Origin of the sequence: Mesorhizobium sp. B3-1-8 (assembly GCF_006439495.1) — a bacterium.
Classification (GTDB): Bacteria; Pseudomonadota; Alphaproteobacteria; order Rhizobiales; family Rhizobiaceae; genus Mesorhizobium.
This window is the reverse complement of the sequence record NZ_VFTK01000017.1, coordinates 130199-157133: the sequence shown is the minus strand read 5'-3', so window position 1 is coordinate 157133 and position 26935 is coordinate 130199. Positions and strand designations below refer to the sequence as shown.

Here is a 26935-nt window from a genome sequence, read left to right as displayed (position 1 = left end):
ATCTACACCCGCCAGGAGCGCAACGGCGTCCTGCTCGGCACCTACGAGAAGGCCTGCAAGCCATGGTCGCCGGTCAACACGCCGTGGGATTTCGGCCATGAGCTCCTGCAGCCCGACATCGACCGCATCGCTCCGTCGCTGGAGATCGGCTTCAAGCATTTTCCCGGCATCGAGAAGGCCGGCATCAAGCAGATCATCAATGGCCCCTTCACCTTCGCGCTCGATGGCAATCCGCTGGTCGGCCCGGTGCAGGGCCTGACCAATTTCTGGTGCGCCTGCGCCGTCATGGCCGGGTTCAGCCAGGGCGGCGGCGTCGGCCTCGCGCTCTCCAACTGGATGGTGCATGGCGATCCTGGCTTCGACGTCTGGGGCATGGACGTCGCCCGCTTCGGCGAATGGGCGAGCCTGCGCTACACCAACGCCAAGGTGCGCGAGAATTATTCGCGCCGCTTCTCGATCCGCTTCCCCAACGAGGAGCTTCCCGCTGCCCGTCCGGCGCAGACGACGCCGCTCTACGACACCATGCTCGCCAACAACGCCGTGATGGGCGACTCCTGGGGCCTGGAGACGCCGCTCTGGTTCGCGCCGAAGGGCACGGAGCCCAAGGACATCGTCTCCTTCCACCGCTCCAACGATTTCGGCCCGATCGGCGAGGAAGTACGCGCCACGCGCGACAGGGTCGGCGTCACCGAGATCGCCAACTTCGCCAAATACGAGGTCTCGGGTCCGGGCGCCGAGGATTTCCTCAACCGGCTGATGACCAACCGCATGCCGAAGGTCGGCCGCATCGTGCTCACCCCGATGGTCAACGAATTCGGCAAGCTGATCGGCGACTTCACCATCGCCAAGACCGGCGAGGACCGCTTCATGATCTGGGGTTCGTCGGCCGCGCAGAAATACCATATGCGCTGGTTCGAGAAACACCTGCCGAAGGACGGCCCAAGGGCGTCAGAGGTGCGCATCCACCGCTTCGACCAGACGCTGGTCGGCCTGTCGATCGCCGGGCCGAAGTCGCGCGACCTGTTGCAGAAGCTGGTCGATGTCGATGTCTCGACCAAGGCCTTCCGCTTCATGGACTTCCGCGAGATGGCGGTCGGCGGCGCGCCCTGCATGGTCAACCGCATCACCTATACCGGCGACCTCGGCTACGAGATCTGGATGGCGCCCGCCTATCAACGCCTGGTCTACAAGGCGATCAAGGAAGCGGGCGCGGAATTCGGCCTGGTCGATTTCGGCATGCGCGCGTTGCTGTCCATGCGCCTGGAAAAGAACTTCCCGACCTGGTTCCGCGAATTGCGCCCGATCTACGGACCGTTCGAAGGCTCGATGGACCGCTTCATCAAGCTCGAGAAGAACGACTTCATCGGTCGCGAGGCGTCAGCGAAGGAGCATGCCGAGGGTCCGAAGCTGCGCAGGGTCTCCTTCATCGTCGACGCGGCGGATGCCGACGTGATGGGCGACGAGCCGATCTGGGCCAAGGTCGGCAAGGACTACGGCACAGTCGAGAAGCCGCATGGCTATGGCGCGCCGCGCTTCGACACATCCGGCAGGGAAGTGCGTGGCTCGAAAGCCGCGGAAGGTGCTTCCGCCGTGCGCGGCATCGTCGACGGAGACTGGCGCGTCGTCGGCTGGGTCACGTCGGGCGGCTATGCGCATTACGTCCAGAAGTCGATGGCGCAGGGCTATGTCCCCGCGGCCCTTGCCGAGGACGAGAGCGCCGGCCTGTTCGAGATCGAAATCCTCGGCCACCGCCGCCCGGCCCGCATCAATGTCGAGCCGCCTTTCGACCCGAGCGGCGAGAAGATGCGGACCTGAAGCCTACGAATTGTTGGATTGCGTCGGTTGCTATGGCATGGTCCGAGCCCGCTACCGGCGCATCAGCATGAGAAGACCACCCCCTTGCGGCAGCTAGAGAAATGGACCGATTGGCTGTGCGATGAACGGGTCGGTCCATTCAGCGCCGCGGTCGCCTCGGTCCTCCTCTACTGCCTGACCCAGATCGTCGTGATGGCCCTGTTGTCCCATGTTGCGGGCACGGGTGTCGGCGTCGACGATTCCGAGCAATTGATGGAAATGCGGTTCCTGGCTGCCGGCTACGGCAGTTCGCAGCCGCCTTTGTACACCTGGCTGGCGATGCTCGCGGCCTCGCTGGTCGGAACCAGCGTCCTTGCCCTCAAGATCGTCAAATACGCCCTGCTGGCCGCAGGGCTGGCTGCCTATTTCACCGCCATACGCCGCCTCGGCTACTCGAACCGCGCCGCTGCGGCTGGCATGTTCGGGCTGCTTCTGTTTCCCCAGATCTTCTGGGAGATGCAGCACGCCCTCACCCACTCGGTCGCCATATTCTGTTTCACCTCGGTGCTGCTTCTGGCGCTGGCCGAGGTTGAGAAGCGGCGATCGGCCATCGCCTATGCGTTGTTGGGCCTGGCGGCGGCGGCCGCGATGCTGTCGAAATACAACATCGTCATCTTCCTTGCCGCCTTGTTCCTGGCGGCTCTTTCGGTTCGCGAAACGCGCGCAGCGATCCTCGACCGCCGTTTCCTGATCAGCGTGGCGGTGGCGGTCCTGGCCTGCCTGCCGACGCTTTATTGGAGCCTCACGCATCTGGAGGATCTGCTCTCGCATCAAGGGGGCCTGGGCGTGGCCGAAGGCGGCAGCGTTGCGAAAACGGCATTTCTCGGCATCCGCAGACTGGTCAACGCGATCGTCAATTTCGCTGGACTGCCGGTCGCGATCTTCGCCGTCGCCTACGCCCTGGCGATAAGAAGACGGACGGAGCCGCCTCAGCCGGTAAGGTGGCCGGAAAAGCTGTTGTGGCGGGCGATCGTCCTTGGTCTTGTGGTCACGGTCACAGTCGTGTTGGCGGCTGGCATCACGCAGTTTCGCGACCGCTGGATGCTACCGATCTTCATTCTCTTGCCCGCGGTCCTTGCCATGCGCTTCGATGCCATGGGCCAGAGGGGCCGAAAGACCCAAGCCACCATCGTCTTCGTCGGCGCAGTGCTTACCATCCTCGTGCTGCCGCTGAGCTGGTACATGCACCTGCATGGCGGCGACAGCCGCGGCGGTATCGTGCGCACGGATTACCGGTCGCTCTACGATCAGATCAATGCCGACGGGCCGGTCAAGACCGTGGTCTCGAGCTGGTTCTGGGTCGGCAATCTGCGCCTGATCGATGCCGGTCTCATCGCGCTCGACGACGAGACGCCGGACTTCGCCAGATCGATCCGCGAACCGGCGGTGCTTGTCCTGACCGATGACAGGGAATCGTCCTCGGACGTCTTCGAAGAGCTGGCGAGGGCCCGCTACGCGATGGACACCGTCCATCGCACTATTGAAGTGCCGCAGGCACTCGGCTTCCCGCCGCGCAAGGTCACAATCACCAAACTGCACAAGAAGGCCGCGCAGTAAGTTTCAGGGGAACGAATGGACACGCAACGCTTCGGCCGCCACCGCAAGATCATGCCCTTCGAACCAGGCTCGGTCGAAGCGCTGCGCGAGGCCTCGCGCGAGAAGGCGGCGTCACTCAACCAGCATGTGCTGGGCTATGGCGAGACAGCTGAGGCGGAATGGGTCGCGGCAGGCATCGCAGCGCCCGATCTGCCCGCCCTGCGCAGATACCGGCTGGACCGCATTCGCGCCGAGCTGAAGCGCCGCGACTATGCCGGCGCCCTGCTCTACGACCCGGTCAACATCCGCTATGCGACGGACTCGACCAACATGCAGCTCTGGGTCGCGCACAACCCGACACGCCATTGTTTCGTCGCCACCGAAGGGCCGGTGGTGCTGTTCGACTATTTCTCCTGCGAGCATCTGTCCGACCATTCGGGTGTCGTCGACGAGGTGCGCCCGGCCGTATCGTGGATGTATCTCTACAGCGGCGAGCTGACCGATGAGAAGGTCCGGCGCTGGGGCGCGGGCATCGCCGACCTCGTTGCCGAGCATGGCGGCGGCAACCGCCGCGTCGCCGTCGACCACATCAATCCCGAAGGCGTGGAAGAACTCGCCCGCCGCGGCATCGCGACAGGCAACGGCGAGGCGGTGATGGAGAATGCGCGCCTCATCAAATCGCCGGACGAGATCCTCGCCATGCGCCGCTCGATCGTCGCCTGCGAGGCGGTGATGGGCGAGATGCAAGTGGCGCTGAAGCCGGGCATCTCCGAAAACGAGTTATGGGCGGAGCTGCATCGCGGCAACATCGCGCGCGGCGGCGAATGGATCGAAACGCGTCTTTTGTCCTCGGGACCGCGCACCAATCCCTGGTTTCAGGAATGCTCCTCGCGCATCGTCGAGGATGGCGACCTCGTCGCCTTCGATACGGACCTGATCGGTCCTTACGGTTTCTGCGCCGATCTTTCGCGCACATGGCTCTGCGGCGACAGGCAGCCGTCGAACGAGCAGCGCGATCTGTTCCGCATCGCCGCCGGCCAGATCGCCCACAACACGGATCTGATGCGGCCGGGCATCTCCTTCCGCGACCTTGTCGAGCGCTCGGCGGTGCCGCCGGACGACTGCTATCCGACACGCTACGGCGTGCTCTATCACGGGGTCGGCCTGGCGGACGAATATCCGACGCTGCCGCATGCCGGCGACTGGACCGCCGACACGCCGGACGGCGTGCTCGAATCCGGCATGGTGCTGTGCGTCGAAAGCTATATCGGCAGGCTTGGCGGACGCGAAGGCGTCAAGATCGAGGAGCAGATCCTGATCACCGAGAGCGGGAATGAGAAGCTGTCAGCCTACCCGCTGGACGAGCGGCTGCTCTGATCCGCTTTCGACGGCCGCGACGGCGTCGCGCATCGCGGCAACGATTTTTTCCGGCGTCGTTCTGGCGGTGATGTAGGGCAGCCCCTTGCGCCGCGCCGTCCAGCCGACCACCTTCACGCCTTTCGCCGCCGGCTCGAAACGCCGCGCCAGCGCCCAGCTTTCGCAGTCGATGGCCGCGATATCGGCCCTGCCTTCCGCGACCGCCACGATCGACGACCGGTGGCCGCCGCTTTCGCTGCGTGAGGCGAAGATGTCCAGGCTTTTGTCCATGGTTTGCAGGTCGCGCGTCAGCCCGATCAGCCCGGACATCGAGTCCGGATTGTTGAAGGTGAAGCGCTTGCCACGAATGAGATCGAGCGGGACGACAGCCTTGCCATCCGCCGGCGAGACGACTGACGGTCCGCCGTCCGCGGCCATCACCAACGCGCTGGAATAAAGCTCGCCCTGCCCGCCCTCGAACGCATCGTAGCTTGGTTGGGCAATCACCTGCACATGCGGGGCGAGGCCGAGTTCCATTGGCCCCCAGCATGTTTGCCCGAAGAGCAGCGCCGGGCTCAGCCAGAGCTGGAGAAAATCGAACTCGTCCGAGGGCAGCGTCGCCGGATCGGGCGCGATCGGCTTGCCGGCGTCATCGCGAATGCCGCCAGGCACCGGCGGCAGTTCGCGATTGCTGCGCACGACCGCCTCCGGCGCATCGATGCCCTTTTGCCGGAAGGCATCGCGGAGCCGCGCCCATTGCGCGTCGACTTCGCCACGCGCCTCGGGCCAGTCATACATCGGCAGGGCCGCAACGTACTTGCTCATGTCGAATGGCTTTCAAAGACAGGCGATCTTCGGCGCCTGCGTTCCGCCGCGAAAAAAGCGGTCGCGGAAAGTCGAAACTACTCTTTCGGCGGCTCCGCCGGAACCGGCGCCGTGCCGAGCCCATTGACGTTGCGCGCCCTGACCCGCGGCTTGAAGGCGCGACCGGGCTCCGGCGCGCGCCGCAGCACCGGGTGGACGATCGGCTCCTTGGCCTTGAAGGCGTGGGCTTTCAGCATCGCGAAATAGTTCGGATAGGCATAACCGTTGTTCATCCGCAGCCACTCTTCGCGGCGCTCGCGAAACAGCTTCGGCAACCTGTACCAGGCAATGGTAGGGCTCTTGTGATGAACGAAATGCAGGTTGTTGTTCAGGAACAGGAAGGAGAGCGGCGAACGCTCCACGATCACGGTGCGCCCTTCCGGATGCTCCGACCACTGGTGCTCGGCATAGGTGCGGATCGAGATCAGCGACTGGCCGAGCCACACCGGCACCAGGATATAGAGCCACAGCGGAATGCCGAAGCCAAACGTGACGATCGGCACCACAACCGCGAGACCGATGGCATGCAGCAGCCAAGCCTTGCGGATCGCCTTGTCGCCGGCGAGGATCTGCTTGGCGTCGTCGATGAAGAAACCGACCGAGGACAACCAGGGACCGAGAACGAAGCGGCCGATCATGGTGTTGTTGATCTTGAGCAGAAGCTTCATTGTCGGCGGCAGCTCGTCATGCATCCAAAGCGCCTGGTAATAGCTCTCAGGATCGTCGAGCGGATCGGTCAGGCGCTCGTCCGCATGATGGCGAAGGTGGATGGTCTTGAAGCGGCGGAACGGCCACACCATGCCGATCGGCAGGAAGACGCAGGCTTCATTGATCCTGGCGTTGCGGGTCGGATGACCGTGCAGCGCTTCGTGCATGATCGACGATTGCAGAGCCAGGATAAACGGCAGGACGGCAAGCGCCAAAAGCGGATGGGATGGCCACAGAAGCAAGCCGATGGCGAGCCACGCGCCGTAGCAGAAGAGTGTGAGGAAGACTGTCGGCCATTCGACCGCCGGTGCGGTGCTACGTCTCTTGTTCATGCCGGTATTCATGCTTCTTGCCATGCTATCGACCACTGCCCTCCAGTCGCCGGAACCAACTCGATTCCTGACAACATTGTGTCAGGAGCCTGCCGTTACATCAACGCGACAATGCGCACAAACTGTTGCGAATGCGCATTTCTGGCTGCATATGTTATACATTGTAAACAAATATGGGGATTCATTTCCGCCTGAGCCACGCTCCGGCGCAAATTTTTCCTCTCCGAAGCAGGAGCAGCGTGGTGGACAAGCGCGATCTGTCGACGACCTTTCGAGAGCGCCTGAAATTGCTCTTGACACGGTCCGACCTGAACCAGTCGGCCTTCGCGACAGCGGTCGGGATCGACCGTTCGGCGCTGTCGCAACTGCTGTCCGGCGCCTCGACCCGCCTGCCCCGCGCCGAGACCCTCCTCAACATCGCCGCCGAGTTCAAGGTGTCGCTCGACTGGCTGCTTGGCCTGAGCCAGGACGAAGGCGTCACCGGCGAAATAAGAGAAAGCCTGGAGATCGAGGAGGCGCCCGACGGCTTCGATCGCACGCTTTTGGCCAAATGGCATGCCGAGGCCGCCGGCACGAAGATCCGCTACGTGCCCGCCGGCATTCCCGACCTTCTGCGCACCGAGGCACTGGTGGAATACGAGGCCGGCATCACCAACAAGAGCCGTGAGGCGCAAGCCGGCGAGACGCAGTACCGCATCGACTACACAAGGCGGCCGGAGACCGATATGGAGGTCTGCATGCCGCGCCATACGCTGGAGATTTTCGCGCGCGGTCTCGGTGTCTGGGACCGTTTCCCGGAGGCCGAACGGCGCAAGCAACTGCTGCACATGGCAACGCTGCTCGACGACCTTTACCCGACTTTCCGGCTGTTTCTCTATGACGGCCGCATGCGCTATTCGATCCCCTATACGATCTTCGGACCCTATCGCGCCGCTATCTATGTCGGCGACATGTACCTGGTGTTGAACGCCACCCAGCCGGTCCGTACGCTCACCAGCCATTTCGACAACCTGATCCGGGCTGCCGACATCAACGCGCATGAGGCGGCGAGTTTTGCGCAGAAGCTGGCCGCGATGTCCTTCCCGTCAGGCTCTGTCTAATCGGACCATCGGCGCCATCTTGGCGATCGGCTTTAGGCCGGCCGCCGCTCATCGTTTCGGGAAACCCATGCAAGCACCGCGTCACATCGTTGTTCCTCCTCAGTCGGGCCGTTCCATGCGCGTCAGGCGCGGCGATCTGATCCGCATCGTCGATCCCAAGGGCCAGCAGGTTTCGGACCTCTGGGCCTTCTCGACCGAAGGCAGGCTCGACTGGCTGAGCACCTCGCAGACCCGCGACATCACCGAGCGGCTGTTTCCGAAACCCGGCGACCATTTCTACAGCGCCGCGGGCAAGATCGTGCTGACGCTGATCGAGGACGCCTCGCCCGGACCGCACGACATGCTCTACCCGGCCTGCGACAGCGCGCTCTACGAACGGGCCGGCCTGCCCAACCACCCGAACTGCCGCGACAATCTGATGAAGGCGCTCGGCGCGGAAGGCATCGAACTGCCCTTCGCGCCCGACCCGGTCGATCTCTTCCAGAACTCCATGCCGCAGCCTGACGGGACTTTGGTGGTCGAGGCATCGATCAATCCGCCGGGCGGCTACGTGACGCTGCGCGCCGAACAGGACCTCCTGCTTGTCGTCACCGCCTGCTCGGTCGATCATCACCCGACCAACGGCGATGCCTGCACCGAGATCGAGGTCGAGATCACTCCGGCTTCGTAAGGGCTTCGCGGCCGCAAGCTCGTTGACTGGACATAAAGACTTCTTTATATCGTTATTTGAATTCGAACACGAAAGCCAAAGTCATGACCGCGACCAACCCGATTGACGCCCTGCTTGCCGAAAAGGGCGTGCTCCTGGCCGACGGCGCCACCGGCACCAATCTGTTCGCGATGGGTCTCGAGGCCGGCGAGGCGCCCGAACTGCTCAATGAGACTTCGCCCGAGACCATCGCCAGCCTGCATCGGAATTTCGTCGACGCCGGCGCCGATATCATCCTGACCAATTCCTTCGGCGGCACTCGCCACAGGCTGAAGCTGCATCATGCGCAGGATCGCGTTCACGAGCTGAACAAGCGCGCCGCCGAGATTGCCCGCTCCGTCGCCGACAAGGCCGGCCGCAAGGTGATCGTCGCCGGCTCCGTCGGCCCGACCGGCGAATTGCTGGTGCCGCTCGGCGCCATGACCTATGACGACGCCGTCGAGGCCTTCGCCGAACAGATCGAGGGCTTGAAGGCCGGCGGCGCCGAAGTCGCCTGGATCGAGACGATGTCGGCGCCGGACGAGATCCGCGCCGCGGCGCAAGCCGCCATCCGTGTCGGCCTGCCCTATACCTATACCGGTTCCTTCGACACGGCCGGCCGCACCATGATGGGCCTGCTGCCGAAGGATATCCACGCCGTCGCCGATGGCCTGTCGCAGGCCCCTCTCGGCGTCGGCGCCAATTGCGGCGTCGGTGCTTCCGATATCCTGGCTTCATTGCTCGACATGACCGAGGCGAAGCCGGACGCGACCGTGATCGTCAAGGGCAATTGCGGCATTCCGGAATTCCGCGGCGCGGAGATATATTATTCCGGCACGCCGGAGCTGATGTCCGATTATGTGCGGCTGGCGGTCGATGCCGGCGCCAGGATTGTCGGCGGCTGCTGCGGCACCTCGTTCGCGCACCTTGCCGCCATGCGCAAGGCGCTGGACGCGCACACCAAGTCGACCCGCCCGACCGTCGAGACGATCGTCGAGCGCATCGGCCCGATGCGCAACAAGGTGGCGACGGCAAACACCGCCGAGACCAGCGAAGCCCGCCGCGAGCGCCGGCGCAGCCGCGCCTGATACGGTTTCTACTTGCTGTTTTCGGCGTAGTGCGACAGCACGGTATTGAGATCGGTGCCGGCACTGCCCTGATTGTCGGCGCCCATCGTCATCAGGGCGCCCGATGCGCCGGGGTCGCTGATCTGTTCCAGCATCACGCGAAAACGGTCGTTGTTGAGGGCCGAAAGCGCTGTGTTGCGCGCCGCGTCGACATCGTTCCTGATGCGCGCGGATTCCGCTGAAGGAGCGGACGGTCCGCGCACCGGGGCATTGACCGCCGTCGAGTTCGCGTTCCCGATTGTCGTGATATGCACTGCTGATTCCTCAAATCTCTATCAGCATTGACTAACAGAAGCTCGTTGCGGCGAGGTTCCGGAAAAGCAGCGCAGTTTAACGATCGCAAAGAAGGCCGGCGGGATTTTCTCCCGCCGGGCCTTCCTTCAATCCGCAATGGCCTACTTGTTGCCGTCCAGCGATGCGGCCAGGCGCACCAGCGACAGGAACTCCGCCCTGTAGCCGAACGGATCGGCGCCGCGCGCGGCATTGGCGATCTCCGCGATCCGGTCGTAGCCGAAATTCGCCGTCTGATCCTCGTCGCGCAGCTTCTGCCCGAAAGCCGCGACCGCGACCGAGAAACGCTGGTCGGCGCCGGCCGCGTCGAAGGACGAGACCTCGTTGGCGGCGGTCACCGGCGTGGTGATGAGCTTCGAGACATTCTCGTTAGGCAGCTTATAGCGTATCTTGACGAAGGCATATTCGTCGGCATTGGCGATGCCGCCATTGTCGACCTTGGCCTGGCCGTAGCGCAGCGGGTCGACCTGCTCGCCGCCGCTGCCTTTCGGGGTGATCTCGTAGACAGCCGTCACCGAATGGCCCGAGCCGATATCGCCGGCATCGACGCGGTCATTGTTGAAATCCTCGCGCTTCAAAGCCCGGGTCTCATAACCGACGAGACGGTATTCCGACACCTTGGCCGGGTTGAACTCGACCTGGATCTTGACGTCCTTGGCGATGGTGAACAGCGTCGACGAGGCATCCTCGACCAGCACCTTCTCGGCTTCGGCCAGCGTGTCGATATAGGCTGCCGTGCCGTTGCCGTTCTGGGCGATGGTCTGCATCATCTGGTCGTTCAAATTGCCGCGGCCGAAGCCGAACACCGACAGGAACACGCCGGTCTTGCGCTCCTTCTCGATCAGCCGTTTGAGGTCGTCGTCATCGGTCTGGCCGACATTGAAATCGCCGTCTGTGGCCAGCATCACCCGGTTGACGCCGTCCTTGACGAAGGATTGCTGGGCAAGCTTGTAGGCCTCGCGGATGCCTTCCTCGCCGGCCGTCGAGCCGCCGGGCGCCAGATTCTCGATGGCAGCAAGGATCTTCTGCTTTTCGGCCGCCTTGGTCGGCATCAGCACCGTGCCGGCATTGCCGGCATAGGTGACGATCGAAACGGTGTCGTCGGGCTTCAGCTTGCTCACCAGCAAGCGGAAGGCGGATTTGAGCAGCGGCAGCTTGTCCGGCTCGTCCATCGACCCCGACACGTCGATCAGGAAGACCAGATTGGCCTTCGGCTGCTCGGCCGGCTTCACGTCGAAACCCTTGATCGCGACATGCATGAGCTTGGTGTGCTCGTTCCACGGCGTCGGCATGACGGTGACGGTCGAGTTGAACGGCGTTGAAGCCGATTCGGGGCCCTTCCAGTCATAGGGGAAGTAGTTGATCATCTCCTCGACGCGGACCGTGTCCGGGTCGGGCAGAGCGCCTTCCTTCAGCGAGCGCCGCACGAAGGAATAGGAGGCCGTGTCGACATCGATCGAGAAGGTCGAGACCGGATCCTGCGCAGTCTCATGCACCGGATTGGTCTTGAAGGTCTCGATGCGATCGCGGTTTTCCTCCTGCGGCTGCAGCTGGTCGGCCGGCATGGGCGCGGGCTGCACCATCAGCTTGGAATCGGCGAGGGCGGGCGGAGACGCTGGAACGGCGGCCGCGCCGCCTGCCGGCCTCTTGTCGACCCGCTCAACCTCGTCGACGCTTGGCGGCGGTGTCATGGACATGATTACCCTGTTGGACGACCCGCCCTTGCCGCTGGCCGCGAGCTGGCCGCTCTCCGCCGGCGCGGGCTGCAGGGCGCGCTTGCTCTCCGGCGCAGCCTCCTGCTTGAGCAGGCCGTCGACCTCTGTCGCCGGCTTCGGCGCCACCACTTGTGAATTGGCCCGAGTCTCGGCGTCGGCGTCTGTCTTCTTCTCCTTGGCCGGCGCCGCTGCCAGCGGCTCGTTGATCGCGGGCTGTTCCGGCGCAGGCTTCTGCGCCGCCCGCTTGTCGGCCAAGGTCTCGGTGACCGTGCCGTTGCCGCCCACGACGGGCGGCTGGTCCTTCAGCATCTCGAAAGCGGCATAGCCGGCGATAGGCAGCGCGGCCAGCGCGGCGATGGCCGGCGTGGCGATGAGTTTCCGTCGCATGATGTCTCTCCAGAGCATTCTTGCTCGCTCCGTGAGACGAAGGCCTGCGGACGTTCCTTGGCGAACAGGCGAAATTTTTTCGTCGAGGTCGAAAGCCTGCATCGCGGCGGCGAACGCGCGCGCCTTGGCCTCGCCATCCGGCGCCGGTATCGCGATATCGCGCAGCCTTTCGAGTTCGTTGTCGTCGACCATGGTCACACTTCCCCGGCTGAGCGCATCAGCAGCTTCAGCCGTTTCTTCGCTTCATGGATGTGCCAGGACACCGTCGTCTCCGAGATCGCCATCACCTCGGCGGCCGCCGCGTGGTTGAGACCTTCGCCATAGACCAGCAGCACTGCGTCGCGTTGCTTGTCGGGCAGCATCCGCACCGCCGCCCACAGCGCCTCGGCCGGATCGTCGATCTCCGCCGACGCGTCGCCCGCGATCAGCGCATAGGCGCCGTAGGCATCGGTCTTGGCGGTGTCGCGGGCGCGCTTGCGCATCATGTCGCGCGAAGCGTTCAGCGTCATGGCATAGAGCCATGTCGTGAAGGCGCCGCTGCCCTGATAGTCGCGGATCGCGCGGCCGAGCCGTACGCAGACGTCCTGGGCGATGTCCTCGGCGTCGGCCTTGCGGCCGCACCAGCGATAGGCGGCGCGATAGACGAAGCCGTAATGCCTTTCGAGCAATCTGCCGAAAGCACCCCTGTCTCCGCCCCTCGCCCGCCCGATCAGTTCGGCATCGGAGGCTTCGCCGTCGTCCAGCATCATCGCCATCATTTGCCTGTTGGACGAAGGCTAATGGCCCAATCCTTGGGGCGATGGAAAGATTTTTTTGCACAAACATTCCTTCACCCCGTTTACGGGGAGAAGGTGTCACGAAGTGACGGATGAGGGGCAGCGCGGCCATAGATCAGAAGATCGCTTACCCCAATGTCTCTTTGAAAAACGTCGTCAGCCGCTTCCAATGGCGCTCGGCACCCGCCTCGTCATAGACGCTGTGGTCCTTGACGCACCAGCCATGGCCGACGCCGACATAATTCTCGATGACATGATCGACTTCGGCGACCCTGAGCGCTTCCGCCAGCCGCGCCGACTGCTCCGGCGGGAAGCTGCGGTCGACGCCGGCAACCCCCACATAGACGCGCGCCTCGATCGAGGCCGCCTTGCGGTGCGGGCTGTCGGGCGCGTCGCTGGCGAGATTGCCGCCATGGAAGCTTGCCGCGGCAACGATCCGGTCCGGATAGCTCGCCGCTGCGTTCAGCGCCCGCGCGCCGCCCATGCAGTAGCCGACGACGCCAATCGGTCCGGCGATCCCCTCGGCGGCCAGAGCATCGAGGAAGGCGGCATTGTCGCGGATGGTCATTTCCTGCGTGGTGCCGGTCACCAGCGCCATCAGCTTGGTCTTGGTTTCCTCCGCCGTGAAGGCGGTCTTGGCGTCGAACGGACCGTAGGGCGCGTTGCGGTAAAAAAGATCGGGCACCAGCACGGCATAGCCGTGACCGGCGAGCCGCTCGGCCATCTCGTCAAGCGCCGGGCGCGGCCCGAAGGCGTCCATATAAAGGATGACGCCGGCGCTGGCCTTGGTTGACGGTCGAAAAAGGCCAGCCTTTGCCTTGCCGTCCCTGGTTTCGAACTCGATCTGCTTTCCAGTCATGATGCTCTCCGTTGCCTGTCGCGCGTTAGATATCGGCACGCGCCGTTCCGGCAAGCCATTCCCGGACCAGGCCGTTCAAGATTTCGTGCGGCCAGCCTGCCTCCTAGAGCCGCGCGAAGGCCGCCATATGAAAGGCCTGCACCTCCGGCGGATAGCGATAGCTTGTGCCATAGGGGCAGGCGTTGCGGTCGAGGCAGCCGCCCATCCGGCAGGGCTCGCCGCGGGAGCCGCGAACATGGTCGAGACAGGCTTCATGGGCAAAGCCCTGCCCGGAATAGGCGTCCACCGGACAGGATTTCAGGCAGGGTTTTGCGACACATGTGTCGCAGAGATGAATCGCTGCATGAGGTTCGGGAAGAGAAATCTCGTCCTCGAACAGCAATGCGCCGCGATAGGCATGCCATAGCCCATATTGCGGGTGCATCAGAACGCCGAGCGGCGACGGTTTCAGCCCTTCGGCCCGCATCGCCCATTGCTGGAATGGCAGATAGGGCCGGTCGGAGGGCGACACCGCGCGGGCGCCGCAGCCTTGCGCGACCGCGCCGATCACCGCGCGCGACCAGGTGTCGAGCGGATTGGCGATGTCCCTCTCCTGCTGTCCCAGCCAGCGTTGAAAATGCGGCCATGGCGCCGCGCCCGCCTGCCCGACGAGCAGCGCAGATTTGGCGGATGCGCCTGATGGACCGGTTGGCGCAGCCTCCCCATCAGTGAAACGGAAGCCGCCACGGAGGATCAAGCCGTCGGCCGCGAGCGCGGTCGCGATCTGCCCGACCAGGTCGCGCGCAAAAATCATCCCTTCCGGTCCGGGTCGGAGAATGCGCTCCGCCAGACTTCCTTGTGAATGATGTTGGCGACTTTAGCCCCGCCTGACTCGGGCTCCTTTCACGTGAAGGCGTCGGCCATCGAGCCCTTCTTCTTGGCGATGAAATCCTTCAGCGCCTCGTCGATGGCCGGATCGAGATGCGGCGCCTCGTAGCTCTCCAGCCAGCGGCGGGCGAGCTCGTTGGCGCGCTGCGGGGCGGTCTTCTCGCCTTCGGCCAGCCATTGCTCGTAGGAATTGTTGTCGGCGATGTTGGAGCGGTAGAATGCCGTCTGGAAATTCGCCTGCGTGTGGTCGCAGCCGAGATAATGGCTGCCCGGACCGACCTGGCGGATGGCGTCCATCGCCTGGCCGTTTTCCGACAGGTCGACGCCTTCGGCAAACTTCTGCTGCATGCCGAGCTGGTCGATATCCATCATGAATTTTTCGTAGCAGGAGGCGAGACCACCCTCGAGCCAGCCGGCCGAATGCAGCACGAAATTGGTGCCGGCAAGGATCGTCGAGTTGAGCGTGTTGGCGCTCTCATAGGCTGCCTGCGCGTCCGGAACCTTCGAGGCGCAGAGCGAGCCGCCGGTGCGGAACGGCAAACCGAGCCGGCGTGCAAGCTGCGCCGCGCCATAGGAGACTAGCGACGGCTCCGGCGTGCCAAAGGTCGGCGCGCCCGACTGCATCGAGATCGACGAGGCGAAGGTGCCGAACAGCACCGGCGCGCCGGGCCTGATCAGCTGGGTGAACGAAGCGCCGGCGAGCACCTCGGCGAGCACCTGCGTCAGCGTGCCGGCAACCGTCACCGGGCTCATCGCGCCGGCCAGGATGAAGGGCGTGACGATGCAGGCCTGGTTGTGGCGCGAATAGACTTTCAGGGCGCCGAGCATGGTCTCGTCGAACACCATCGGCGAGTTGGCGTTGATCAGGCTTGTCAGCACCGTGTTGTTCTCGACGAAGTCGTCGCCGAACACGAGCTTGGCCATCGCCACCGTGTCCTCGGCCCGCTCCGGCGCCGTCACCGAGCCCATGAACGGTTTGTCCGAGTAACGGATGTGCGCGTAGATCATGTCGAGATGGCGCTTGTTGACCGGCACGTCGACTGGCTCGCACACCGTGCCCCCCGAATGGTGGATCGATGGCGCCATATAGGCGAGCTTCACGAAATTCTGGAAATCCTCGATGGTCGCGTAGCGGCGGTTGCCGTCGAGGTCGCGCACGAAGGGCGGGCCGTAGACCGGCGCGAACACCGTCGCATTGCCACCGATCTGCACCGAGCGCTCCGGGTTGCGCGCATGCTGGGTGTAGATCGAAGGCGCGGTCTTCAGCAGCGAGCGGCAGAGGCCCTTGGGGAAGTGCACGCGCTCGCCCTTGACGTCGGCGCCCGCTTCTTTCCACAGCGCCAGCGCTTCGGCGTCGTCGCGAAAGATGATGCCGATTTCTTCCAGCACCGTGTCGGTGTTCTTCTCGATCAACGCCAGGCCTTCCTCCTTGAGGACCTCGTACACGTTGATCTTGCGCTTGATGTAGGTGAGCTGCGTGCCCGGACCGCCGCCCGAACGGGCAGCCCGGCGTGCCGCCGCGCCGCCGCTGGCGCCGCGTCCGCGCCGTCCGCCCGACGCTTCCTGCTCGACTGCCGCGTTATCGCTCATGATCGTTCTTCCTATAAATCTGGCCTGAACTGGCCTGCGGCCCATCGCTGCCGCTTCTTGCCCGGATCGTAGCCATGCACCCTATTGGAAACGGCCAGCCAGCGCCAACGCCTGTCGCAAAATCGACAAGAAAAGCGCCAATTTTTCAGTCGCTTTCCTTTTGCGGGAAGTCGCAAATCAGCTATGGATGCCCTGCCCTCGCGGGTTAGGTATTGGCGCATCGATTTTTAGGCTGCCGCAGTCATTCCGAGCAGCAAGGAGCCCGAGAGAAATGTCCGACGACGAGATCATCCTTTCCGAGCTTTCCGACGACGAGCTCGTGCAGCAGATGCACGACGATCTTTATGATGGGCTGAAGGAAGAGATCGAGGAAGGCACGCGAATCCTGCTCGAGCGCGGCTGGGCGCCCTACAAGGTGCTGACCGAGGCACTGGTCGAAGGCATGCGTATCGTCGGCGAGGATTTCCGCGACGGCATCCTGTTCGTGCCGGAAGTGCTGCTCTCGGCCAACGCCATGAAGGCCGGCATGTTCATCCTGCGTCCGCTGCTCGCCGCCACCGGCGCGCCGAAACAGGGCAAGATGGTGATCGGCACCGTCAAGGGCGACATCCACGACATCGGCAAGAACCTCGTCGGCATGATGATGGAGGGTGCCGGCTTCGATGTCATCGATCTCGGCATCAACAACGCCGTCGAGAAATACCTGGACGCGATCGAGCAGCACCAGCCCGACATCATCGGCATGTCGGCCCTGCTCACCACCACCATGCCCTATATGAAGGTCGTCATCGATACGATGAAGGAAAAGGGTATCCGCGACGATTATGTCGTGCTGGTCGGCGGCGCGCCGCTCAATGAGGAATTCGGCAAGGCCGTCGGCGCCGACGCCTATTGCCGCGATGCCGCGGTGGCCGTCGAGACCGCCAAGGACTACATGAAGCGCAAGCACAACGTTCGCGCTTCCGCCTGACCCAAGGCATCAGGATGGATCGACAAGAAAAGCCGCGCCTTGCAGCGCGGCTTTTTTGTTCCCAGATGATGGGAGAGGCTGCCGATCAGTTGACAGTGTCTTTGACCGCCCTTGCCGTCGATTTGACGTCCTTGCCGACGCCCCGGATGGTGTTCGCGCAGGCCGTGAGGGCAAGCGCGCAGGCCAGGATGGCCATCGGCGCGATGCGTAGCAGTTTCATGGACGGTGTCTCCCTCGACAGATATTAAGCCCCGCAGCGAAAGCCGGCCCGACTTGGTCAAGACGCAAAAAACGAAATCGAATCAAACGGACAGGCTGCTCGTCATCGCCTGCGGGATGATTGCGCGCGAAGTTTTGGCCGTCAAGCAACAGCTAAAGCTCGACCATCTCGAGTTGACCTGCCTGCCGGCCGAGTTCCATTTCTATCCGGACCGCATCGCTCCGGCGATGGACAAGGCGATCGAGAAGGCCAAGACGGAAGGCTACAGCCGTATTTTCGTCGGCTATGCCGATTGCGGCACCGGCGGCCTGCTCGATCGCGTCATCGAGAAGCACGGCGTCGAGCGCATGGCCGGGCCGCATTGCTTTGCCTTCTACCAGGGCATGGACGCCTACGCGAAGATCGCCGACGACGACATGATGTCGTTTTATATGACCGACTTCCTCTGCCGCCAGTTCGAGGCTTTCTTCATCAAGCCGCTCGGCCTCGACAGGCATCCCGAACTGATCAAGGACTATTTCGGTAATTACGAGAAGCTGATCTATCTCGCCCAGACCGACGATCCGGAGCTCGACAAGGTCGCCGAGAAAGCCGCCGTCATGCTCGGCCTCGCCTATGAGCGCCGGCCGACGGGATATGGCGATTTGACAAGCGAACTGGCGCGGGCGGCACAGGGCGCCTGAAGGTCGGTCTTCACGCCTCCGCTTCCAGCGCCCTCAACACATCGGCAAAACTCGTTCTGCATACGAAGCCGAGCCGCTCTCGCGCCCGAGACGGATCGTAGACGCGGTCGATCGAGGAGAACATCGTCCAGCCCTTCCTCGCATAGAGCCTCGAACAGTCCGGGAAATAGCGCGCGACGACCGTCGGCGCATCGGCGATCAACTCGACGCAATCCTGCGGCCGGAACGGCGTCGGCGCCGAGATGATAAAGACGTCGAAGCCAAGGCTCGGCGCTTTCTCCAGGGCCGCCACATGGGCCTCGGCCGCGTCCTCCACCGTCAGCCGCCGGAACAGCAATTCGTTGGCCTTGGTGTTGGCATCGGACTGTTCGATGGCATGTGCCATGTCGTCCGCCTCGGGAAAGAAGCGCGCGGTGCGCAGCACCACCACCGGCAGCCCATGCTCGATGTGATAGAGGCGACAGAGATGCTCGGCGGAAAGCTTCGTCACGCCATAGATGTTGCGCGGCTCCGGCGACACCTCTTCGGTCAGCCAGGCCGCCTTGCGCGCGCCACCCCGGAAACCGGCGCGGATCGCCTGCGAGATCATCAGCGAGGTCGTCGAGGTGAAGACGAAGCGCTGCACGCCGCAGGCCACGGCCGCGTCGAGCAGGTTGAGCGTGCCTTGCACATTCGTGGCGACGAAGGCGCTAGTCTCATGATGCTCGATGTTCGGCTTGTGCAGCGCCCCACTGTGAATAATGGCCTCGATGCTGTTCTCGCGGACGGTCTTCAGGACAAGATCGCGATCCGCGATCGAGCCGACGACTTGGGTGCGCGCCGAGGGAACCGGATCAAGTCCGACGACGTGATGGCCGAGCGCTTCGAGCCTCGGCTTAAGCGCGCTGCCCAGCCAGCCGGACGATCCCGTGAGCAAGATTCGCATCGATCAAACCGCCATTTTTCGAGCACACGCTGTTAAGCACGGATGACAGGCGATCGCGAACCGGTAAGTTGTGCGCCAGCAATAGAAAGAGCTTTGTTCCAGCCATTGATTTGAGGAAACACGTTCATGATGCCTCGCCTGTTCCTTGCCGCCCTCGGTCTCGTCGCCCTCACTTTGCCGGCCCTTGCCGATGGCGAAGTGCAGAAGCTGATCACGGCTGCCGACAAGGCGCGATTGGACAAATATGGCGAGACGCGCAAGGCGGCCCTCGAAGAGGCAAAGGCCGGCGATCCGGCCGAGGTCAAGCAACTGGATGAACTGTTAGCCAAGCCTCTCGTCGCCTTCTCAGACAAGGATCTCACCGGCAACTGGAAGTGCCGCACCATCAAGGCGGGCGGCATCAGCCCGCTCGTCATCTATGGCTGGTTCAAGTGCAAGGTGACCGACGACGGCTCCGGCTGGCGGCTTGCGAAGATCAGCGGCTCGCAGCGCACCGCCGGCCGTTTCTTCGACGATGGCGACAAGCGCGCCATCTATCTCGGCTCGTTCTCGGTCAATGACGACAAGGCCAAGCCCTATGGCAGCGGCCCCGAAAGCGACCAGGTCGGCTATGCCTTCCGCAACAGCGCCACCGAATGGCGGATCGAATTCCCCGCGCCCTATTACGAATCGAAGCTCGACATCATGGAATTGAAGCGCTGAGCCGGCCCTTCGACGCCGGCTGAAACGCCTCCGGCACACCAGGGATTAACCCGGTCCGCATAGCATGCGCCCGATCTTCAGAGCGGGTGCTTGCCATGGCAGCGTCGGAATCGATTACGCGACCGATCGTGGTCGTCACCGAAGGTGGCCCGCATATCTGGGCCATCGTCAATGCGCTTGCCGATCGCGTCGGCCCCGTCAGCGTCATCCTCGAATCCCCTGAATCCAAAAAGCGCCTGCTCATGGGCCGCGCCCGGCGCCAGGGCTGGATCTCGGCCATCGGCCAGCTCGGCACCATGGTGCTGACCAGGCTTGGCAAGCGCTTCCTGGCTCGCCATGCCGAGCGACTGATCGCCGAGGAGAAGCTCGCAACCGAGCCGAGGCAAGGCCAGGCGATCATCCATGTCCCTTCAGCCAACGGGCCGGAATGCCTGAAGGGGATCGTGAGCATCGATCCTGGCGTTGTGCTGCTTGCCGGCTGCAGGCTGCTGTCGAAGGATACGCTGGCCAAGATGCCTTGCCCGGTGCTCAACTATCACGCTGGCATCGCGCCAAAATATCGCGGCATGAATGGCGGCTACTGGGCGCTGGCCTCCGGCGATCGAGGGAATTTCGGCACCACAGTGCATCTGGTCGATGCCGGCGTCGACACCGGCGGCGTGCTGAAGCAGGCGCGCGGCAAGCCCAGGACCGGCGACACGATCGCCAGCTACGCGCTGCGGCAGGCAGCATTTTCCCGCGATATCTGCGTCGAGGCGGTCGGCAATGCGCTGGCCGGCAGACTGGAAACGATCGATCCTGGCCTGCCGTCGAAGCAGTGGTACCACCCGACGATCTGGTTCTACCTCTGGACCGGCCTGACCAAGCGCGTCTGGTAACATTGTCAGCTCGGCGATTTGTATGCTATTGTCATACAGAAAGCGAGATTACGATGTCGAACATGGCTCCTCTTAGCGTCCGCGTCACTCTGGACGAACGCGAAATACTCGAAGCCGCCGCAAGTCAGGCTAACACCAATCTTAGCGACTTCATCCGCCGTAAGGCTGTTGAAGCTGCCGAAATGGAGGTGTTGGATGGACGTATCGTGACGATCCCCGCAGCCGACTGGGAGCGGTTCGAGGCTTGGGCGAAATCGGCGCCGAAAAAGCTGCCTGGTCTGCAAAGGCTCGCAGCGTCACGGCCCGTATGGCAGGACTGACCTCGCCTCGACCGCTAGCGGTTGATGACAACAGAGATGCTTTCGACTGCGGCCGTGAGTCGCTCAACAATTGGCTTCGTCGCCATGCCTGGCGCAACCAGCTGGATGGGGCATCGCGCACCAGCGTCATCTGCGATTTGGCGAGCGGCGCGATTGCTGCCTATGTTGCGCTGAGCGCCGGCCAGATCGAGCGGACCTATCTGCCGAAGTCGGCACAGCGTAATCGCCCCGATCCCATTCCGATTGTGTTGCTCGGCCAGCTGGCCGTGGACATCCGCTTTCAAGGTCGCGGATGCGGACGCTCACTGCTCCTCTTCGCATTTAGGACCGCGGTTCGGTTTTCCACTGAGATCGGCTGTTTTGGCGTCCTTACCCACCCACTTGATGAGTCCGTGAGAAACTTCTGCCGCGGCTTCGATTTCGTAGACCTGCCATTCGATCCGAAACGAAGCATGATCGTGCGTATCGCCGACTTAGGGGAAAGCGGCTTCGGCTACGAATAAGGCAAGTTTCGAGAGCAAGCGGTGCAGCACACCGGGGGATGCTCGACCAAAGAACTTCTCCCTTCCGTTTGGGCCATCGCCAGCGTCGCTTTTGAAGGCGCGCGCGTCGTCCCATAACAAGCGGCCCAACGGCGCATGCGGCAATGCTCGACAACCTCGAGGAGTGAGAATTCATGGCCGATCTGATCGTCGTCTATTGGCGCGACATCCCCGCCCAGGTCATCGTCAAGAAGGGCCGGCAGAACGCCAAGCGCGAGCTGCCGCTGCGTTTCACCGAGGCGATCGACATGTGCGCCATGCGCACCGGCGCCGGCGGCACCGACGACTATCTGGCGGAATGGCGCAAGGCCGACCCGATCCCGGTCGGCGACGACATCGAGGCCGAGGTCGAGAAGGCCTATCAGGAACTCGACGCGAAATATGACCGCGAGCGGCTAGTCGCTCTGGTCAAGGCTGGCGGGAAAGAAAATGTCTGACAAGCAGCCGGCGGTTACCCAGGCCACCTTGGTCAAGAAGGCAGCGCCGAAATCCGACTACAAGCCTGCCGACGTGTCGCCGCAGCGGCGCGTCCAGCGCACTTTCGCCGTGCGCCTGTGGTCCATCCGGCATTCGCGATTGCTCGAATGGTTCTACAGCCGGTTCGCCGACATTTTCCTGCTCTTGCATCCTTTGTGGAAGGGCATCGGCTACGGCCGCGTCGAAGCCCCGGTGAAATTCGTCGAGAAGCGGGTCAAGGGCTTCATGTTCGACTGCCGCATGTGCGGCCAGTGCGTGCTCTCCTCCACCGGCATGTCGTGCCCGATGAATTGCCCCAAGCAGCTGCGCAACGGGCCTTGCGGCGGCGTGCGCGCCAACGGCAATTGCGAGGTCGAGCCGGACATGCCTTGCGTCTGGGTCAAGGCCTGGGAAGGCTCGCGCAACATGGTGCATGGCGACAATATCCTCACCGTGCAGAAGCCGGTCGATCAGTCGCTGCGCGAAACCTCGGCGTGGCTGCGGGTGACCGCGCAGGCCGCCGCCGCGCGTGAAACGACCCCGAACCCCGGAGCTTCGGCATGACCGCCCGCCAGGTCGATGAGAACCCGGCCGGCATCCACCTGCCGCTTGAGCCCCTGCCCGGCCACACATCGCGCGGCCGGCTGGAGCGCGTGCTGCGCCGCGGTGAGTTTGCTGTAACGACCGAGCTCAATCCACCCGACAGCGCCGATCCGGAAGACGTCTACAACCGCGCCAAGATTTTTGATGGCTGGGTCGATGCCATCAATGCCGTCGATGCCTCGGGCGCCAACTGTCACATGTCGTCCGTCGGCATCTGCGCGCTGCTCACCCGCATGGGCTATGCGCCGATCATGCAGATCGCCTGCCGCGACAAGAACCGCATCGCCATCCAGGGCGACGTGCTGGGCGGCGCGGCCATGGGCGTCGCCAACATGCTGTGCCTCACCGGCGACGGCGTGCAGGCCGGCGACCAGCCCGGCGCCAAGCCGGTGTTCGACCTCGATTCCATGTCGCTGCTCGAAACCATCCGCATCATGCGCGACAATGGCAAGTTCCTGTCCGGCCGCAAGCTGACGACGCCGCCGCAGGTTTTCCTCGGTGCAGCCGTCAACCCCTTCGCGCCGCCCTACGACTTCCGCCCGATCCATCTCGGCAAGAAGATCGCCGCCGGCGCGCAGTTCGCGCAGACGCAGTACTGCTTCGACGTGCCGATGTTCAGAACCTTCATGCAGAAGGCGCGCGACCTCGGCCACACTGAAAAGCTCTTCCTGCTTTGCGGCGTCGGACCGCTCGCTTCCGCCAAGACGGCGAAGTGGATCCGCTCCAACGTGCCGGGCATCCACATCCCCGACGCGGTGATCAAGCGGCTGGAAGGCGCGCAGGACCAGAAGAAGGAAGGCAAGCAGCTCTGCATCGACATCATCAACGAGGTGAAAGAAATCCCCGGCGTCGCCGGCATCCATGTGATGGCCTACCGCCAGGAGGAATATGTTGCCGAGATCGTCGATGAATCCGGCGTGCTGAAAGGCCGCCAGCCCTGGAAGCGGGAGCGCCGACGCGACGACCAACTGGTCGCCGACCGACTCGACCACCTGCTGCACGACGAGATTACCGAAACCCAAGTGGATATGGTGAAGACCGCGCATTGACAGCGTGGCAGTCACCATCCGCTTGAACGAGATCAGATAACGATATAAAGAACTCTTTATATCCCGACGGAGAGATTTCATGACCCGCACCATCGTCGCCTCGGCGACCCGAGAGATCGTCATCGGCTTCGATCAGCCCTTCTGCGTGATCGGTGAACGCATCAACCCGACCGGCCGCAAGAAGCTCGCCGCCGAAATGGTGGCCGGAAACTTCGAGACCGTCATCAAGGACGCGCTGGAGCAGGCCGCCTGCGGCGCCACCATGCTCGACGTCAATGCCGGCGTCACCGCCGTCGACCCCAATGCGACCGAGCCGGCGCTTCTGGTGCAGACGCTGGAGATCGTGCAAGGCCTGGTCGACCTGCCGCTGTCGATCGATAGCTCGGTGACCGCCGCGATCGAGGCCGCGCTGAAGGTCGCCAAGGGCCGTCCGCTGGTCAACTCCGTCACCGGCGAGGAAGAAAAGCTCGAGGCCATCCTGCCGCTGATCAAGAAATACAACGTCCCCGTCGTCGCCATCTCCAACGACGAGACCGGCATCTCGATGGACCCGGACGTCCGCTTCGCCGTCGCCAAGAAGATCGTCCAGCGCTGCGCCGATTTCGGCATTCCCGCCCATGACGTCGTCGTCGACCCGCTGGTGATGCCGATCGGCGCGCTGGGCGATGCCGGACGCCAGGTGTTCGCGCTGCTGCGCCGGCTGCGCGAAGAGCTCAAGGTCAATACCACTTGCGGCCTCTCCAACATCTCCTTCGGCCTGCCGCACCGCCACGGCATCAACGCCGCCTTCATCCCGATGGTGATCGGCGCCGGCATGACCAGCGCCATCATGAACCCGGTCCGTCCGCAGGAAATGGAAGCCGTGCGCGGCGCCAATGTGCTCAACGGCACCGACGAGAACTGCACCAACTGGATCCGCACTTACAAGGATTATAAGCCGGTCGAAGGCGGTCAAGCCGTTGCGGCTCCAACGGCCGTCAATGCGCCGGGCGAAGGCAGCGGCAATGGCGGCCGTCGCCGCGGCGGCCGTGAAGCCCGCATGGCCAGGGGATAAGCGCGCAATCGTGAGCCGCACCGCAAACAAGGCTGATCCGATCGCATCGTGGATGCGGCCGGACAGCTCTGCTTTGCGTTCAGGCCATGCCCAATATGGCGTCGAACAGCGCCATTCCCGCCCACGATCCGAAGAGGCCTGTTACGCCGCCGACGATGAAATCATCGTCATAGGCAGGCCAGAACGCGTGCAGCAGCAGTGTGCCGACGATCGCGCCGAGGATGCCAGTGGCGAGGTATTGCGGATTGCGCAGCCACGAGCCCTTGATCACGCGCACCATGGTGAACGCGGTGAAGACGGCGGAAAGCAGAAGATCCGACATGGTTGGCCCCTGGACCAGCAGACTCTCCACCCAACAGTAAAACGATCCGTTAAACGGCATCGACAATTGCCATCGAGACGCGTGCCAGCATGAACCCTCCGCCCAACATCACCGATCCGCTCGTGCTGTTCATGCCGTCGGGCAAGCGCGGCCGGTTCCCCGTTGGAACGCCCGTGCTCGATGCGGCGCGCCAGCTCGGCGTCTATGTCGAAAGCGTGTGCGGCGGCCGCGCCACTTGCGGGCGCTGCCAGATCGAGGTGCAGGAAGGCAATTTCGCCAAGCACAAGATCGTCTCGTCCAACGACCACATCTCGTCCAAGGGCGCCAAGGAAGAGCGCTACGAGCGCGTGCGCGGCCTGCCTGAGCGGCGCCGCCTCTCCTGCTCGGCGCAGATCCTCGGCGACCTCGTCATCGACGTGCCGCAGGACACGGTCATCAACGCCCAGACCATCCGAAAGGACGCCGACACCAGGGTGATCGCCCGCGATACGGCGATCCGCATGTGCTATGTCGAGATCGAGGAGCCTGACATGCACAAGCCGCTCGGCGACCTCGACCGGCTCAAGATCGCCCTGATGAAGGACTGGGGCTTCAAGAACCTCGAATTCGATTTCTATCTGCTGCCGCAGGTGCAGGGCATCCTGCGCAAGGGCAACTGGACCGCGACGGCCGCCATCCACAAGGACGCCGACAGCGACATCGCGCGTGTCATCGCGTTGTGGCCCGGCCTCAAGAACGAAGCCTATGGCCTTGCCTGCGACATCGGCTCGACCACCATAGCCATGCATCTGGTGTCGCTGCTGTCGGGCCGCGTCGCCGCATCTTCCGGCACGTCCAATCCGCAGATCCGCTTCGGCGAGGATCTGATGAGCCGCGTCTCTTACGTGATGATGAATCCGGACGGTCGCGAAGGCATGACGGTCGCCGTGCGCGAAGCGGTTTCCGGCCTCGTCGACAAGGTCTGCGCCGAAGGCAATGTCCAGCGCGCCGACATCCTGGATTCCGTCTTCGTCGGCAATCCGATCATGCATCACTTGTTCCTCGGCATCGATCCGACCGAGTTGGGCGGCGCGCCTTTCGCGCTTGCCGTCTCCGGCGCGGTGCGCATCAAGGCCTCCGACATCGGCCTGAAGCTCAACCAGGGCGCGCGCCTCTATATGCTGCCTTGCATTGCCGGCCATGTCGGCGCCGACGCCGCCGCCGTCACCCTGTCGGAAGGCCCGCACCGCCAGGACGAGATGATGCTGATCGTCGACGTCGGCACCAATGCCGAGATCGTGCTCGGCAACTCGACGCGTGTGGTCGCGGCCTCCTCGCCCACCGGCCCGGCCTTCGAGGGCGCCGAAATCTCCGGCGGCCAGCGCGCCGCGCCCGGCGCCATCGAGCGCGTTCGCATCGACCCGGACACGCTTGAACCGAAATATCGCGTCATCGGCTCGGAGCTGTGGTCGGACGAGCCGGGCTTCCTCGACAGCGTGCAGGCGACCGGCGTCACCGGCATCTGCGGCTCCGGCATCATCGAGATCGTGGCGGAAATGTACCTTGCCGGCATCATCTCCGAAGATGGCGTCGTCGACGGATCGCTGGCCGCGCGCTCGCCGCGCATCGTTCCCAACGGCCGCACCTTCTCTTATGTGCTGAAGGAAGGCGAACCCAGGATCACCATCACCCAGAACGACGTGCGCGCCATCCAGCTTGCCAAGGCAGCACTCTATGCCGGCACCAAGCTGTTGATGGAAAAGCAGCACACCGAGCACGTCGACCGCATCCATTTCGCCGGCGCATTCGGTTCGTTCATCGATCCGAAATACGCCATGGTGCTCGGCCTCATCCCCGACTGCGACCTCGACAAGGTCTCGGCCGTCGGCAACGCCGCCGGCGCCGGCGCGCGCATGGCGCTGCTCAATCGCGGCTACCGTCGCGAGATCGAGGAGACGGTGAGCCGGATCGAGAAGATCGAGACGGCGCTGGAGCCGAAATTCCAGGAGCACTTCGTCTACGCCATGGCGCTGCCGAACAAGGTCGACCCCTTCCCGAAGCTGGCGGCCGCGGTGAAGCTGCCGCCGCGCAAGGCGATGAGCGAGGACGGCACCGCCGGCGACGCTACCCCACGCCGGCGTTCACGCGAGGAGCGCGCGGCGCGACGCGGCCGCGACTAACG

At 63.8% G+C, this 26935-nt stretch carries 28 protein-coding genes; 17 read left to right on the top strand and 11 right to left on the bottom strand.

The window, feature by feature from the left end; all coding sequences use genetic code 11:
* The 3 genes from FJ424_RS17705 to FJ424_RS17695 all read left to right on the top strand — a co-directional run.
* Window positions 1-1815 (top strand): FAD-dependent oxidoreductase (locus FJ424_RS17705; protein WP_140786368.1); only part of this gene is annotated, 1815 nt, incomplete at its 5' end.
* Between the two features lie 84 nt (window positions 1816-1899).
* Window positions 1900-3411, top strand: coding sequence for a glycosyltransferase family 39 protein (locus FJ424_RS17700; protein WP_140653502.1), 1512 nt, complete (start codon window positions 1900-1902; stop codon window positions 3409-3411).
* Window positions 3412-3426: 15 nt separating this feature from the next.
* On the top strand, window positions 3427-4767 hold the full coding sequence (locus tag FJ424_RS17695) for a Xaa-Pro peptidase family protein (protein ID WP_140653504.1): 1341 nt from the start codon (window positions 3427-3429) through the stop codon (window positions 4765-4767).
* On the opposite strand, the gene FJ424_RS17690 is transcribed toward FJ424_RS17695, so the two are convergent.
* Both FJ424_RS17690 and FJ424_RS17685 read right to left on the bottom strand, forming a co-directional pair.
* A complete protein-coding gene (locus tag FJ424_RS17690; RefSeq protein WP_140653506.1) occupies window positions 4735-5571 on the bottom strand; it encodes a PhnD/SsuA/transferrin family substrate-binding protein in 837 nt (278 codons plus the stop codon). The genes FJ424_RS17695 and FJ424_RS17690 overlap by 33 nt on opposite strands.
* Window positions 5572-5648: 77 nt before the next feature.
* On the bottom strand, window positions 5649-6650 hold the full coding sequence (locus FJ424_RS17685; RefSeq protein ID WP_181182027.1) for a fatty acid desaturase: 1002 nt from the start codon (window positions 6648-6650) through the stop codon (window positions 5649-5651).
* 242 nt (window positions 6651-6892) lie between these two features.
* On the opposite strand from FJ424_RS17685, the gene FJ424_RS17680 reads away from it, so the two are divergent.
* The 3 genes from FJ424_RS17680 (at window position 6893) to bmt (ending at window position 9526) form a co-directional block, all read left to right on the top strand.
* Window positions 6893-7750, top strand: coding sequence for a helix-turn-helix transcriptional regulator (locus tag FJ424_RS17680; RefSeq protein WP_140653510.1), 858 nt, complete (start codon window positions 6893-6895; stop codon window positions 7748-7750).
* 67 nt (window positions 7751-7817) lie between these two features.
* On the top strand, window positions 7818-8420 hold the full coding sequence (locus tag FJ424_RS17675; protein ID WP_140646580.1) for an urea carboxylase-associated family protein: 603 nt from the start codon (window positions 7818-7820) through the stop codon (window positions 8418-8420).
* 83 nt (window positions 8421-8503) lie between these two features.
* Window positions 8504-9526: a betaine--homocysteine S-methyltransferase gene (gene bmt / locus FJ424_RS17670; RefSeq protein ID WP_140653512.1), complete on the top strand. Its 1023-nt coding sequence runs from the start codon at window positions 8504-8506 to the stop codon at window positions 9524-9526.
* Window positions 9527-9534: 8 nt separating this feature from the next.
* Here bmt and FJ424_RS17665 read toward each other — a convergent pair whose 3' ends face one another.
* The 6 genes from FJ424_RS17665 to FJ424_RS17640 form a co-directional block, all read right to left on the bottom strand.
* Entirely contained in the window at window positions 9535-9819 is a 285-nt protein-coding gene (locus tag FJ424_RS17665) for a hypothetical protein (RefSeq protein WP_246677277.1), read from the bottom strand.
* A gap of 141 nt (window positions 9820-9960) precedes the next feature.
* Window positions 9961-12150 (bottom strand): VWA domain-containing protein, encoded by a 2190-nt coding sequence (locus FJ424_RS17660; protein WP_140653514.1) that lies wholly within the window; start codon window positions 12148-12150, stop codon window positions 9961-9963.
* A 2-nt stretch (window positions 12151-12152) separates the two neighbouring features.
* A complete protein-coding gene (locus tag FJ424_RS17655) occupies window positions 12153-12713 on the bottom strand; it encodes an RNA polymerase sigma factor (protein ID WP_140653648.1) in 561 nt (186 codons plus the stop codon).
* Window positions 12714-12861: 148 nt separating this feature from the next.
* On the bottom strand, window positions 12862-13593 hold the full coding sequence (locus FJ424_RS17650; protein WP_140653516.1) for a dienelactone hydrolase family protein: 732 nt from the start codon (window positions 13591-13593) through the stop codon (window positions 12862-12864).
* A gap of 103 nt (window positions 13594-13696) precedes the next feature.
* Complete coding sequence (locus FJ424_RS17645; RefSeq protein WP_140653517.1) at window positions 13697-14386, bottom strand: 4Fe-4S dicluster domain-containing protein; 690 nt, start codon at window positions 14384-14386, stop codon at window positions 13697-13699.
* An 89-nt stretch (window positions 14387-14475) separates the two neighbouring features.
* On the bottom strand, window positions 14476-16050 hold the full coding sequence (locus FJ424_RS17640; protein WP_140653519.1) for a trimethylamine methyltransferase family protein: 1575 nt from the start codon (window positions 16048-16050) through the stop codon (window positions 14476-14478).
* Between the two features lie 271 nt (window positions 16051-16321).
* On the opposite strand from FJ424_RS17640, the gene FJ424_RS17635 reads away from it, so the two are divergent.
* Window positions 16322-17020 carry a B12-binding domain-containing protein gene (locus tag FJ424_RS17635; protein WP_140495658.1) on the top strand — a complete coding sequence of 233 codons (699 nt, stop codon included), beginning with the start codon at window positions 16322-16324 and terminating at the stop codon, window positions 17018-17020.
* Between the two features lie 85 nt (window positions 17021-17105).
* Here FJ424_RS17635 and FJ424_RS17630 read toward each other — a convergent pair whose 3' ends face one another.
* The gene (locus FJ424_RS17630) at window positions 17106-17240 is read right to left on the bottom strand and encodes an entericidin A/B family lipoprotein (protein ID WP_036258641.1); all 135 of its coding nucleotides are present in this window, start codon (window positions 17238-17240) and stop codon (window positions 17106-17108) included.
* A 53-nt stretch (window positions 17241-17293) separates the two neighbouring features.
* Between FJ424_RS17630 and FJ424_RS17625 the strand changes: the two genes are divergently transcribed.
* Window positions 17294-17923, top strand: a complete 630-nt coding sequence (locus tag FJ424_RS17625) for a DUF1638 domain-containing protein (protein WP_140653521.1) — start codon at window positions 17294-17296, stop codon at window positions 17921-17923.
* Window positions 17924-17933: 10 nt separating this feature from the next.
* Here the strand turns inward: FJ424_RS17625 and FJ424_RS17620 are convergent, their stop codons facing one another.
* Window positions 17934-18848 carry an NAD(P)-dependent oxidoreductase gene (locus tag FJ424_RS17620; protein ID WP_140653523.1) on the bottom strand — a complete coding sequence of 305 codons (915 nt, stop codon included), beginning with the start codon at window positions 18846-18848 and terminating at the stop codon, window positions 17934-17936.
* A gap of 126 nt (window positions 18849-18974) precedes the next feature.
* Between FJ424_RS17620 and FJ424_RS17615 the strand changes: the two genes are divergently transcribed.
* The 8 genes from FJ424_RS17615 to FJ424_RS17580 all read left to right on the top strand — a co-directional run bounded on the left by FJ424_RS17615 (window position 18975) and on the right by FJ424_RS17580 (window position 24452).
* The gene (locus FJ424_RS17615; RefSeq protein ID WP_140653525.1) at window positions 18975-19550 is read left to right on the top strand and encodes a DUF4893 domain-containing protein; all 576 of its coding nucleotides are present in this window, start codon (window positions 18975-18977) and stop codon (window positions 19548-19550) included.
* A 95-nt stretch (window positions 19551-19645) separates the two neighbouring features.
* A complete protein-coding gene (locus FJ424_RS17610) occupies window positions 19646-20428 on the top strand; it encodes a formyl transferase (protein WP_140653527.1) in 783 nt (260 codons plus the stop codon).
* Window positions 20429-20481: 53 nt separating this feature from the next.
* Window positions 20482-20748: a DUF6290 family protein gene (locus tag FJ424_RS17605; protein ID WP_140653529.1), complete on the top strand. Its 267-nt coding sequence runs from the start codon at window positions 20482-20484 to the stop codon at window positions 20746-20748.
* Window positions 20673-21251, top strand: a complete 579-nt coding sequence (locus tag FJ424_RS17600) for a GNAT family N-acetyltransferase (RefSeq protein WP_348640125.1) — start codon at window positions 20673-20675, stop codon at window positions 21249-21251. The genes FJ424_RS17605 and FJ424_RS17600 overlap by 76 nt, the downstream gene beginning before the upstream one ends.
* A 173-nt stretch (window positions 21252-21424) precedes the next feature.
* On the top strand, window positions 21425-21727 hold the full coding sequence (locus FJ424_RS17595) for a virulence factor (protein WP_127863411.1): 303 nt from the start codon (window positions 21425-21427) through the stop codon (window positions 21725-21727).
* Complete coding sequence (locus tag FJ424_RS17590) at window positions 21720-22310, top strand: methylenetetrahydrofolate reductase C-terminal domain-containing protein (protein ID WP_140646593.1); 591 nt, start codon at window positions 21720-21722, stop codon at window positions 22308-22310. Before FJ424_RS17595 ends, FJ424_RS17590 begins: the two co-directional genes overlap by 8 nt.
* Window positions 22307-23398: a methylenetetrahydrofolate reductase gene (locus tag FJ424_RS17585; RefSeq protein ID WP_140646594.1), complete on the top strand. Its 1092-nt coding sequence runs from the start codon at window positions 22307-22309 to the stop codon at window positions 23396-23398. Before FJ424_RS17590 ends, FJ424_RS17585 begins: the two co-directional genes overlap by 4 nt.
* Window positions 23399-23477: 79 nt before the next feature.
* The gene (locus FJ424_RS17580; RefSeq protein ID WP_140646596.1) at window positions 23478-24452 is read left to right on the top strand and encodes a methyltetrahydrofolate cobalamin methyltransferase; all 975 of its coding nucleotides are present in this window, start codon (window positions 23478-23480) and stop codon (window positions 24450-24452) included.
* Window positions 24453-24531: 79 nt separating this feature from the next.
* Here the strand turns inward: FJ424_RS17580 and FJ424_RS17575 are convergent, their stop codons facing one another.
* Window positions 24532-24774, bottom strand: a complete 243-nt coding sequence (locus tag FJ424_RS17575; protein ID WP_246677276.1) for a hypothetical protein — start codon at window positions 24772-24774, stop codon at window positions 24532-24534.
* Between the two features lie 89 nt (window positions 24775-24863).
* Between FJ424_RS17575 and FJ424_RS17570 the strand changes: the two genes are divergently transcribed.
* Window positions 24864-26933 carry an ASKHA domain-containing protein gene (locus tag FJ424_RS17570; RefSeq protein ID WP_140653531.1) on the top strand — a complete coding sequence of 690 codons (2070 nt, stop codon included), beginning with the start codon at window positions 24864-24866 and terminating at the stop codon, window positions 26931-26933.
* Window positions 26934-26935 lie beyond the last annotated feature (2 nt).